The organism is Pseudomonadota bacterium, from assembly GCA_018817425.1.
Lineage (GTDB): Bacteria > Desulfobacterota > Desulfobacteria > Desulfobacterales > RPRI01 > RPRI01.
The window spans coordinates 1-11,803 of record JAHITX010000064.1 but is presented as its reverse complement, the minus strand read 5'-3'; the positions used below and the strand labels follow the sequence as shown (position 1 = coordinate 11,803).

Here is an 11,803-nt window from a genome sequence, read left to right as displayed (position 1 = left end):
TTAGGTCAGATTTGGCTGATCTGATTGAGCAAAACCGCAAATGTAGCGGGCTACGTTGAGGATTTTGCGATTGAAGATCAGTCAAAGATGGCTTGAAGATGGGATGCCAAAACGATGAGTTATTCATTTCCAGTTCCTAAGCAAGTTTATCAGGTAAAACGGAACATATTTATGGAAATTGTCCAATCTTTTGTGTCAGCCCTTATTCCTATTATGGTTGCTATGGATGCTCCCGGCATTCTTCCGCTTTATATAGGTATGACAGAAGGAATTGATAAACAGCAACGGAAAAAGATAGTCCGCCAATCAATCATTACGGCTTTTATTGTTGCAGTAGGTTTCATTTTTTTGGGACAAGTTATATTTAATGCTCTGGGGATATTGGTGGAAGACTTCATGATTGCAGGAGGCGGGGTCCTTTTGATCATAGCCGTTGCCGATGTGGTGCGTGCCGGTGAAAAACCAATTGAGCGAAGCCCTGAATTTGGCGTAGTACCTTTCGGCACCCCACTTATAGCGGGTCCGGGTACATTAACCACTGCGCTTGTTCTAGTTGGAACAAACGGTTATATCCCCGTCATATTTTCACTAATAGTAAACCTCTTGTTTGCATGGTTAATTTTCAATCAATCGGAACGTATCATAAACTTTTTCGGGATAAGCGGTTCCAGAGCTTTTGCTAAAGTTGCTTCACTTATTCTTGCTGCATTTGCAGTAAAGATGATAAGAAGCGGAATTATGAAATTCATATAGAGCCACTTTCAAAACGTTTCAGTTTGGTCAAGCTCAAGGCGGGGGAAAATTTCAACCACAGGAATACATTAAGTATTTCGAGGATTGAAATTTTAGCCCAACGCAGAGATCGGCCAAAATGGGGCGTTTTGAAACTGGCTCATATAAAGTTGATTTTTGCGGGGAGATAACCTTTCAATAATTTTTGGATTATCTTTATTACACCGGCCTTGCTTCAATTATATCAAGCGGACACTGAGTAGGGATGATATCTGAAAGCGCAAATCCGCCCCTGTCCAATATGGATTCAAATTCAGACCTGCTTCGCTCCAATCCTCCGGCAAGCGTTAGCATGCTGATATCTACAAGCTTGCCAAAGTCAGGTTCGTTGCCCGGAGGAATCACCCTCTCAATTATCAGAAGCCTGCCGGAACCTTCCATCGCCTTATGGCAAACTTTGAGAATAGCCACAGCCTGATCATCATCCCAATCGTGAAGTACCCGCTTTAAGATATATGCATCAGCGCCACCTGGCACTGATTGAAAGAAATCTCCGTTTATAAGTTCACAACGCTTGGTAACGCCTTGCTTGTCCAGAATAGTTCTGGCAGCTTGATCAACAGCTCTAAGATCATAAACTTTGCCGCTAAGCTCAGGATAGGTTTCAAGAATTTCTGCAAGAAGAGCTCCGTGACCACCCCCCACATCTATAATAGTCTTAAATTGTGAAAAGTCATAGGCATTAACAACAGGTGCCAATTCATGCCCGGAAAAACTTGTCATTGCTTCATTAAAGTGTTTTGCTGCTTGTGCATCCTTGGCAAGATATTCATGAACATTCATGCCATGGGCATGGGCAAAAGCAGGTTTGCCGGTCTTCACACTGTATAAGAGCTCGCCCTCCGCCCTCCATGACCATGGTTCACCAACCATAATGGCATATCCGGCAAGTGAACCTGGAATTGCTGTTTGCAGATTTTCTGCAAGCGGTGTCAACTGAAAACAACCGTCTCCATTTTCACAAAATATTTCCAGACTCGCCAGAGCCCGAAGCAAACGATAAAGCGCGCGCGGGTGAGCATCTACTGCCCGGGCCAGTTCCTCACAGTTCTTGGGCCCGTCTTTCAAAAGATCGGCAATTTTCAGTTTTGCGGCAACATATATCAATTGAGTTACTCTGCTTCCATGAATCATATGCATCAATTTCATCTCTTGTGAAGTCTGCTTTATATCTTCAGAACAATTCTTTTCAGTCATTGATTTTCTCCATAAATGATTAAAAGATTGGAAGTTCCATACAAGCTGTATGTGATCTGTATATGAAAGTAAATCTTACGCCAATTATTGATCTGGCGGTTAACCGCTCTTTCTTTAAAATTAATTTAGATTGGTTACAATGATGTGTCAAGATTTAACCAAAATTTAACCAAAATGCCGTTCATGTGAAGTAATTATTAACCAAAGAAAATAGCAATCAAGGCTCTCGGAAATAAATGAATTCTAAAAGATAGTATTATCAATAGTGCATGATTAAATAGCATTAATCTTTTTCGTTTCTTGACTTTTAACCCTTCAGGCTATAGATATTCTATGAAATGATCATGAAATTTCCAACTAGTTTTTTAATATTGTATAATTTGCCGGAGGGATATGACCACCACTGTTAATATCGCCAATATATCGATTGGAAAAAATCATCCGCTTGTCATAATTGCCGGTCCGTGTGTTATTGAAAATAAAGATATAACATTTCAGATAGCATATTATCTTAAAGAACTTTCCCAAAAACTTGATATACCTCTGATATTTAAAGCTTCTTACGATAAGGCAAACCGTACTTCATTAAGCTCTTTCAGAGGGCCGGGGCTTTTAGAAGGACTTGATATTCTTGCTCAAATAAAAAAAGAACTGGGACTGTTAGTTATATCTGATGTCCATTCAATTAAGGAAATTGATAAAGCAGCCGATGTTTTAGATATAATTCAAATACCGGCTTTTCTTTGCAGACAGACCGATTTAATATTAGAAATTGCAAGAACTGGGAAACCAGTAAATATTAAAAAAGGGCAGTTTTTAGCCCCTTGGGATATTACAAATATAGTTGAAAAAATTGCTTCTGCCGGAAATACTAATATCCTCATAACGGAACGTGGCAGTACGTTTGGATATAACAACCTTGTAGTTGACTTCAGAGGCATTAATATAATGCAGGAAACGGGTTATCCTGTCATATTTGACGCAACACACAGCATACAGCTTCCGGGCGGTGCCGGCAAGAGTTCCGGAGGCGAACGAAAATTTGCGCCAATACTTGCAAAAGCAGCTGTTGCAGCAGGAGCTGACGGAATATTTTTGGAAGTTCATCCTGACCCGGACAAAGCACTTTGTGATGGGCCCAACTCACTGGTTCTTGACGACAGCCTTTATGCTTTAATTGCAAAGCTTAAGGCAATACGCGAGGTTGCTTTATAAATATAATCGAGGTTAATCATGATATTTAAAGTATCAGATGCAAAAAGCAGGCTTAAGCATGTAAAATTATTACTTCTTGATGTTGACGGTGTAATGACTGATGGTACTATAATATATGATGATAATAATATTCAAACTCAGACTTTTTATGTTAGAGACGGGCTCGGAATCAGGCTTCTTATGTTGGCGGGAATAGAAGTCGGAGTGATTACCGGGAGAAAATCGAATGCTCTGCATCACAGATGCAAAAACCTTAATATCCGGCACATATATGACAGCGTAAAAAACAAGGTTGAAATACTAAATGAAATAATTACAAAAACAAAAATCAAGCCGGAAGATATAGCTTATATTGGAGATGATCTTCCGGACTTTTCAATCATGAAGTCAGTTGGACTCCCGATAGCAGTTGCTGATGCTCATGAGGCAATAATCGAGATATCTTACATTGTAACATCAGCAAAAGGCGGGGCCGGTGCCATCAGGGAAATATGCGAAGCCATACTTAAAGCTCAAAAACACTGGGATTTAGTGATAGAAAGATTTTAAGAATGCATCTACGAAATCTATTCAGTAATAAAAAAATAAAAATCGTATTAATTTCAGCGATTTCGATTACTATTATTGCTGTTTTTGCTGTTATTATAGGATATCGCTATTTTTCAAAGAGGCCTTTGCAAATTCTGCCTGTAGTCCTTAATGGTACAAGTGTATCAATGGAAAAAATTAATCAAATCTCTACAAAAAACGGCATTGTTGAATGGAGCCTTGAAGCTCGTTCTGCAATTTATAGCGCAGACAAAAAAGAGGCTTTTGTTAAAGATCTTATGGTTACTTTTTTCACAAAAGATAATCAAAAAATATATCTTAGCGCAGACAAAGGAACCATAAAAACCGAATCAGGCAATATAGAAATTAATGGCAATATAACAATTACAAGCAATGATTATATTTTAAAAACAAGTATAATAAATTACGATAACAAAAAACGCGTTATTCAATCCAATGCTCCTGTTGAATTTACCGGCAAATCTTCAAACCTTATTGCAGATTCCATGTCGATAGATTTAAACATAAATAAAGCTGAATTGATCGGTAAAGTAGAAGGAATATTTGGTGACAACATTTCATTATAAAAAAAGGCAATACATTCATCTGCTGTTTGTTGTATTCTTTTTATTCCTTCCTGATACCATATTTGCTATAGATAAAATACTCAATACTCAGACAGAGGGAAAAACAGAAAAAACTCATATAACGGCAGATAAGCTGGTTATTGAAATAGATTCCGATAAAGCCGAGTTCATCGGAAATGTCAAAGCTGTTCAGGGCACAACTGTTATTACATCAGACAGATTGAATATTTTATATCAAAAAGATACTGCTGACACAAAAGATAATACAAAAGGAAAAGAATCTATAAAAGAAATAATAGCAACCGGAAATGTAAAAATATTGTTTGATGATAAAATAGCCTATTCTCAACATGCTGTTTACATAGCTAATACAGGAATCTTTACATTAACCGGACCCGGATCAAAAATTGAAAGCGGGAATAATTCCATTTCCGGATCAAAAATTATCTTTTTCAGAGATGACGGACATGTTAAGATAGAAAGCAATAGAAGCAATCGAGTTGAAGCTATCTTTGAATCTGTTGATAAAGGAATATAAATGTCAAAATTGCTTCTTGATAAACTTGCTAAAATTTACCGGGGAAGAAGAGTTGTCAATTCCGTTGATCTAAATGTGGAAAGCGGCAAAGTATTCGGACTTCTTGGCCCAAACGGAGCTGGTAAAACTACTATATTTTATATGGCCGTTGGAATGGTAAAACCTGACGAGGGCAGAATTTTTATTGATGATGAAGATATTACTTCATGCCCGATGTATATAAGAGCACGCAAAGGAATAGGTTATCTTCCCCAGGAACCGTCAATTTTCAGAAAGCTTACAGTTAGAGAAAATGTAATGGCAATTTTAGAAATGCAGCCTATATCATCAAAAGTACAGAATGAACGGGCAGACAGGCTTCTTGAAGAGCTTGGCATCAAACATCTATCGAACCAGAAGGCATTACTTCTTTCAGGGGGAGAAAAAAGGCGTCTTGAAATTTCACGCACTCTTGCAACAGAACCGACTTTTATCCTTCTTGATGAACCCTTTGCAGGAATAGATCCGCTGGCTGTACTCGATATAAAAAATATTATTGTACACCTTAAAAACCGCGGTATTGGGGTGCTGATTTCCGATCATAATGTAAGAGAAACTCTTAATGTATGCGATATGGCATATATAATTAGCGAAGGCAAAATCATTGAAGCCGGTAGCTCCGAAAAAATAGCTTCCAGCGAAATTGCGCGCCGTATCTATTTGGGAGATGAGTTTAAACTATAAATATGGCTCTTGAATTCAGACAACAACTTAAATTATCCCAGCAACTGGTAATGACTCCACAGCTCCAGATGGCTATAAAGCTTTTACAGCTTTCCCGTCTTGAACTTGTGGAAACAATTCGTCAAGAGCTTGAAACAAACCCTCTACTCGAAGAATCTCTTGATTCACATCCGGAAGACTCACCGGTTGAACGGACTGATAATCCGATTCAGCCGGAACTGCCGGCAGATAAAGAAATAAAAATAGAAGAAAAGATCAATTACGACGTAGACTGGAGTAATTATATTGATGAATATAATACTCCCGGCAAAGTTAATTTCGAAACCGAAAAGAAAGAATCCTTCAGCTATGAAACTTTTATCTCCGGTAAGGACTCATTAAATGATCATCTGCTATGGCAGCTTCTTATGGCTTGTACTACAAAAGAAGAAGAAGAAATAGGAAGTTTGATTATAGGCAACTTAAACACCGATGGATATCTGGAAACTTCTATTGAAGACATATTTAATAACAGTAATTATTCTACCGACAAAATTGAAGAAGTTTTGGCACTGCTGCAAACTTTTGATCCTTCGGGTGTTTGTGCAAGAGATCTGAAAGAGTCACTTTTGATCCAGGCAAAGCAGCTTAATCTTGACAACTCTTTAATAACCAATATCATACAACATCATCTCAATCATCTTCAAAACAGAAATTACAAAGCTATATCAAAGGAGCTTAAAGCTGAACTCAAGGATATCATATCGGCCATAGAAATCATAAAAAGTTTTGAGCCAAAACCCGGAAGGAAGTTTTCGGATGAAACACCTCAGTATATAACCCCTGACATATATGTTTACAAAACAGAAAATGATTTTGTAGTAGTTTTAAACGATGATGGAATGCCGAAACTGAAAATTAATTCTTATTACAAAAATACAATTAGTAATGGTGGAAAAATAAATAAAGATGCCAAGGAATACATAAATGATAAAATTCGTTCCGCCGCATGGCTTATAAAAAGCATCCAACAGCGTCAGAAAACGATATTTAAGGTCATGGAAAGTATTCTCAAATTTCAGCGGGAATTCTTTGAAAAAGGCATTACTTTCATGAAGCCTATGGTGTTAAGAGACATAGCTCAAGATATCGAAATGCATGAATCAACAATAAGCAGAGTTACAACAAATAAATATGCATTCACGCCACAGGGAATTTTTGAATTGAAATATTTCTTCAATAGCTCTATAAATAGAAGTAATGGAGAAACTATTGCATCTACCGGTGTTCAGGAAATGATAAAAAAGATCATAGAATCCGAAAACCCCAAAAAACCCTACAGCGATGACAAAATAACTGAAATTATAGCAAAACATAACATAAATATTGCAAGAAGAACTGTTGCAAAATACAGAGAAATTTTAAAAATACTATCTTCTAATAAACGCAAACAACCATAAGGAGGATTTATTATGCAAACTTCCGTTACTTTTAAAAATCTTGATCCTTCCGACAACCTTAAGACCTATATTTGCGATAAACTGGACAAGCTTGATAAGTACCTGGACAACCCGGCTGAGGCAACAGTCGTATTTTCAATAGAAAAATTTCGCCATATTGCTGAAGTAAATATTACAGGTGACAGGCTGAACATATATGGAAAAGAAGAAACAAACGATATGTATTCAGCGATAGATATGGTCATTGATAAACTTGAAACACAGATAAAGAAAAACAAACAAAAAATTCGAAACCGCCGGGTAAACCATAAAGAAAAATCAATAGCCAAAGACCAGGAAATTGTTGTATCCGAAGAACTAACTCCTGATCAGATAAAAATACGTAATATTGAATACAAACCCATGGACATAGACGAAGCAGTTATGCAAATGGATCTGGTTACTGATAATTTTCTTGTATTTACCAATGCACGTTCAGATAAAATTAACGTGCTTTATCGAAGAAAAGATGGAAATTACGGCCTTATCCAACCTATAAGTTAATTAACGGCCAAGAAACCGAATGTATGCTTAATTTTCGGTATGATGAAATAAAATGAAAATCCTTGAAGTATTACAAAAAGATACCATAAATACCGATCTTAGATCAACTGATAAGGCCGGAGTTATTGAAGAGCTGGTTGCTTCTGTTTCCGGACTCACAGGCAAGGATAGTAAAGAGCTTATAGATGTTATTAAGGAAAGGGAATGTTTGGGAAGCACCGGAATAGGCGGAGGCATTGGAATTCCACATGGAAAATTAAAAAATCTTGAATCGCTTATACTGGGTTTAGGTTTAAGCCGAAAAGGGGTGGATTTTGAATCTATTGATGGGCGACCGACCCATCTTTTCTTCTTGATTTTAACACCTGAAAATTCAACAGGGCTGCATTTAAAACTGCTTGCACGGATTTCAAGGATTCTAAAAAACGACTCTTTTAAAAACAAACTATTGAAAGCGGCCGATAGTAATGAGGTTTATTCCATAATCAAAGAAGTTGATGAAGATTTTTAAAAACAATACCATTTGAAGTGAAAAATTTAAAAATATTTATTATTACAGGACTTTCAGGATCGGGCAAAAGCACGGTAATTGCGGCATTCGAAGATGCCGGATTTTATTGTGTTGACAATATGCCCGTTGCTCTGCTCGCCAGTTTCCTCAAACTTCCCATAAAAAGCTCGGATGAAATTTCAGGGCTTGCTTTTGTTATGGACCTGCGTGAAAAAAATTTTTTATCTGTATATAAATCGTTTTTTGATTCTATAAGGCAAAATGGTTACTCTTTTGAAATTTTATTTCTTGAGGCTGACGAGGAAATTTTATTACAACGCTTCAGTCAGACAAGAAGACACCACCCTCTTTCCCATGGGAAAACACTTATAGAAAATATCCGAATCGAAAAAGAGCAGTTAAAGGAATTAAAAACTGCATCAGACAGAATAATAGATACATCCCGGCACAGCGTTCATGAGCTCAAAGCTATAGTTTCAGATATTGCAAATAAAAGCAAAAATATATCTCCTATGACGGTTCACATACTTTCTTTTGGCTACAAGTATGGGATACCTATAGATTCAGACCTGATTATTGATGTTCGTTTTCTTGCAAATCCATATTTTATTCCGGAATTGAGAGATCTTAACGGTGAGGATAAAAAAGTAAAAGATTTTGTTCTTAAAAGCAGACAAACAAAGACTTTTTTAAAAAAATATCTTGAGTTACTTGACTATTTAATCCCTTTATATGAAAAGGAAGGAAAAGCATATTTAACTATATCTATCGGATGTACAGGAGGCAGACATCGTTCCGTGGCTATTATCGGACATGTTTTTAAACATTTAGAAAAATCAGGGATAAGAGCCAGTATCTCGCACCGCGATATCGGCCGTTAATCATATATTTTTGGAGTCTATTCACAATTTGCCCAAATTACATATAGGAGTTTTATGATTGGAATCCTTATCGTTACTCATCAAAAACTTGGAGACGCGTTGATAGATGCTGCTGAATTCATCTTGGGAAACCGTCCTGACAAAGTAGTCTCTGTTTCCATAAATATTACCGAACCTGCAGATAAGCTTAGAGAAAAAATATTTGACGGCATCAAAAAGGTAAATGATAATGAAGGAATTATTATTTTAACCGACATGTTCGGCGGAAGCCCTTCCAATTTAAGTTATTCTTTTCTTGAAGAAGGCCGCACCGAAGTAATATCAGGAGTTAATCTTCCTATACTGATAAAAGCCATAAATTCACGCAAAGATATGGATGTAACAAAGCTTGCTCAATGTATCGAAGCTTATGGCAAAAAAAGTATTTCACTTGCAAGCGGTATTTTAAAAGGGAATAAAAGGACTTAGTTTTTTGCAGTGGCACCTTTCCAAGCTTACCCGACCCGATATAGAACAGATTCTTGAAATCGAGAAAACCTCTTTCAAAGAGCCGTGGTCACTTGCATTGTTTCTTGAAGAACTGATATGTAAAGATGCTTTTGATTATGTAGTTAAAAGCTATGGAACCAAAGAGCCCAAAACTGTTATAGCTTATGTTTGCTCCCGCATTATAGGCTCTGAGATGAGTATATTAAGAATCGCTGTATCAAATAAATTGCTGGGTATTGGAATTGCTTTCTGGCTGTTAAACAAACTTCTTAAAATTGCGATTAGCAAGAAAGTAACATCAGTCATTCTCGAAGTAAGAAGCTCTAACAAACCCGCTTTAGCACTGTATAGTAAAGCAGGGTTTGTAACTATAGGAATAAGGCCAAATTATTACACTGAAACCAGAGAAGACGCTATTGTTTTATTAAAAGAATTAACAAAGACGGTTTAGTAAAACAGGTAAGGCTTTCGCTGACTACATAAAACATTGTTAGCTCTAATACAACAGTATGTTATGTGTGAATATACTTTGGGAAAACATAAATCTGTAAAATGGGGGGTGGCATATGAACTTTTCAATAATCTTAGCTTTATTAAAAGACTATGGATTACCCACTTTATTGGTGGTTGTTGCAATCTATATCTTATTGAAATCAAAATTTTATTTGAGGTATCCAGCTGATAAAGAATAATAGTATTAAATTGAAATATTTTAATGTTGTTTTAATATAGATTGTTAATTTTATTTAGTAGTATAACAAGGAGAATATCATGAATAGCCGAAAGCCATTTATTGCCGGCAACTGGAAAATGTACAAAACCGGCATAGAGGCTGTGAAAACTGCCGAAAAATTAGTAAAACTGCTATCACAATACAGTGATGTCGATGTTATGATTGCGCCTGCTTACATAGCGCTTGAACAAGTCAATGAAGCCGTAAAAGACAGCTTGGTGATGCTTGGAGCACAAAATCTTTTCTGGGAAAAGGAAGGAGCCTACACGGGAGAAATATCTCCGGAAATGATTATTTCGGCCGGATGTAAATATGTTATTATTGGGCATTCCGAACGAAGGCAATTTTTCGGCGAAACAAATGAAACTGTAAACAAAAAAATTAAAGCTGCAATTAGTTATAATCTTAAACCTGTTTTTTGTATAGGTGAGTCTGAAAAAGAACGGGATGCAAATGAAACGTTTAATGTTCTTGACAAACAGATGGAAATGGGTTTAGAAGGCTGTTTGGCTGACAATATGCACAATGTGACCTTGGCGTATGAACCGGTCTGGGCAATAGGAACCGGCAAAACAGCCTCAAGCGAACAGGCACAGGAAGTTCATTTGTTTTTGCGTAATCTTATTGAAAAGCTTTTTGGGAAAACTATTGCCGAATCAATAAGAATACTATATGGTGGAAGCGTAAAACCGGAAAATGCAGCAGAACTTATGTCTATGCCCGATGTTGATGGTGCTCTAGTCGGTGGGGCTAGTCTTGATGCTGACAAATTTATGCAAATTGTAAAATTTAAAACGGTTGGGTAAACTACTATATGTCAATTTATTTAATAATATTACATGTTGTTGCCTGCATAGCGATAATAATGGTAGTACTGCTTCAAACGGGAAAGGGGTCCGATATCGGTGCTGCTTTCGGAGGAGGTTCCAGCCAGACTCTTTTCGGAAGTACAGGGGCTTCCACATTTTTGAGCAAGGCAACTACCGTTATTGCGATTGTATTCATGATCACATCTCTTTCTCTTGCTTATATGTCAGGCAACAGAAACAAAAGTTCGATCATGAAAGATGTTAAAATTCCTGTAGAGCAAAAAGCCGCTCAAGACAGTACTTCTGCCTCTCCCTCAGAGCAGGCAGCTCCGGCAACAATACCGGATACAGGTAAAAAAGAGTAGAAAGATGATATTGCCGAAGTGGTGGAACTTGGTAGACACGCTATCTTGAGGGGGTAGTGTCCCACGGGCGTGCGGGTTCAAATCCCGCCTTCGGCACCATATATAATTAAAGGCGCAACTTTTCAAAATGTTGCGCCTTTTTTTTTGATAAATATGTTTATAAGTGTAATATGATCTTCCCCCAGAAAAACGGACACCCCGATTAAGGAACAGTCGTGGCATTCTCAAATGTCATGGGACTTTTATTGCCCAACGAAGAATGCCTCCGTTTGCGATTATAAAATAGTTCTATTTAGAGAAAGCGTAAGCTCTTCGATTCTGCCCGAACTGAGTGTGCCCTCCTTGGAATCCCAGCCCCGCTCCTCATAGTAAGCAGTTAAAAGATCATCGAGATTAGCACTATTTAGCGGCGGGAATAATGAGTTTCCAAAC

Annotated in this window: 15 protein-coding genes and 1 tRNA gene; 15 read left to right on the top strand and 1 reads right to left on the bottom strand. The window is 37.2% G+C overall.

The features are described 5' to 3' along the window. Positions 1–171: 171 nt before the first annotated feature. A complete protein-coding gene (locus tag KKC46_11350; protein ID MBU1054409.1) occupies positions 172–753 on the top strand; it encodes a MarC family protein in 582 nt (193 codons plus the stop codon). A 198-nt stretch (positions 754–951) separates the two neighbouring features. Here KKC46_11350 and KKC46_11345 read toward each other — a convergent pair whose 3' ends face one another. After that, the gene (locus KKC46_11345; protein ID MBU1054408.1) at positions 952–1,989 is read right to left on the bottom strand and encodes a methyltransferase; all 1,038 of its coding nucleotides are present in this window, start codon (positions 1,987–1,989) and stop codon (positions 952–954) included. Positions 1,990–2,382: 393 nt separating this feature from the next. Between KKC46_11345 and kdsA the strand changes: the two genes are divergently transcribed. From kdsA to KKC46_11275, 14 genes are all read left to right on the top strand, one after another. Continuing rightward, on the top strand, positions 2,383–3,204 hold the full coding sequence (kdsA, locus tag KKC46_11340) for a 3-deoxy-8-phosphooctulonate synthase (GenBank protein ID MBU1054407.1): 822 nt from the start codon (positions 2,383–2,385) through the stop codon (positions 3,202–3,204). Positions 3,205–3,222: 18 nt separating this feature from the next. After that, a complete protein-coding gene (locus tag KKC46_11335; GenBank protein ID MBU1054406.1) occupies positions 3,223–3,753 on the top strand; it encodes an HAD-IIIA family hydrolase in 531 nt (176 codons plus the stop codon). Between the two features lie 2 nt (positions 3,754–3,755). Beyond that, entirely contained in the window at positions 3,756–4,340 is a 585-nt protein-coding gene (gene lptC / locus KKC46_11330; protein MBU1054405.1) for an LPS export ABC transporter periplasmic protein LptC, read from the top strand. After that, positions 4,321–4,878 (top strand): hypothetical protein, encoded by a 558-nt coding sequence (locus KKC46_11325; GenBank protein MBU1054404.1) that lies wholly within the window; start codon positions 4,321–4,323, stop codon positions 4,876–4,878. Before lptC ends, KKC46_11325 begins: the two co-directional genes overlap by 20 nt. Continuing rightward, positions 4,879–5,601: an LPS export ABC transporter ATP-binding protein gene (gene lptB, locus KKC46_11320; GenBank protein ID MBU1054403.1), complete on the top strand. Its 723-nt coding sequence runs from the start codon at positions 4,879–4,881 to the stop codon at positions 5,599–5,601. Between the two features lie 2 nt (positions 5,602–5,603). Then, positions 5,604–7,040: an RNA polymerase factor sigma-54 gene (rpoN, locus tag KKC46_11315; GenBank protein MBU1054402.1), complete on the top strand. Its 1,437-nt coding sequence runs from the start codon at positions 5,604–5,606 to the stop codon at positions 7,038–7,040. Between the two features lie 12 nt (positions 7,041–7,052). Beyond that, complete coding sequence (raiA, locus tag KKC46_11310; protein MBU1054401.1) at positions 7,053–7,583, top strand: ribosome-associated translation inhibitor RaiA; 531 nt, start codon at positions 7,053–7,055, stop codon at positions 7,581–7,583. 52 nt (positions 7,584–7,635) lie between these two features. Continuing rightward, positions 7,636–8,094, top strand: a complete 459-nt coding sequence (locus tag KKC46_11305) for a PTS sugar transporter subunit IIA (GenBank protein MBU1054400.1) — start codon at positions 7,636–7,638, stop codon at positions 8,092–8,094. A 17-nt stretch (positions 8,095–8,111) separates the two neighbouring features. Then, complete coding sequence (gene rapZ / locus KKC46_11300; protein MBU1054399.1) at positions 8,112–8,975, top strand: RNase adapter RapZ; 864 nt, start codon at positions 8,112–8,114, stop codon at positions 8,973–8,975. A gap of 54 nt (positions 8,976–9,029) precedes the next feature. Next, entirely contained in the window at positions 9,030–9,443 is a 414-nt protein-coding gene (locus tag KKC46_11295; GenBank protein ID MBU1054398.1) for a PTS fructose transporter subunit IIA, read from the top strand. 4 nt (positions 9,444–9,447) lie between these two features. After that, positions 9,448–9,915, top strand: coding sequence for a ribosomal protein S18-alanine N-acetyltransferase (rimI, locus tag KKC46_11290; protein ID MBU1054397.1), 468 nt, complete (start codon positions 9,448–9,450; stop codon positions 9,913–9,915). 320 nt (positions 9,916–10,235) lie between these two features. Continuing rightward, a complete protein-coding gene (gene tpiA, locus KKC46_11285) occupies positions 10,236–11,003 on the top strand; it encodes a triose-phosphate isomerase (GenBank protein MBU1054396.1) in 768 nt (255 codons plus the stop codon). A gap of 8 nt (positions 11,004–11,011) precedes the next feature. Continuing rightward, positions 11,012–11,371: a preprotein translocase subunit SecG gene (gene secG, locus KKC46_11280; protein ID MBU1054395.1), complete on the top strand. Its 360-nt coding sequence runs from the start codon at positions 11,012–11,014 to the stop codon at positions 11,369–11,371. Positions 11,372–11,383: 12 nt separating this feature from the next. Beyond that, positions 11,384–11,470 (top strand) — tRNA-Leu (locus KKC46_11275). Positions 11,471–11,803 lie beyond the last annotated feature (333 nt).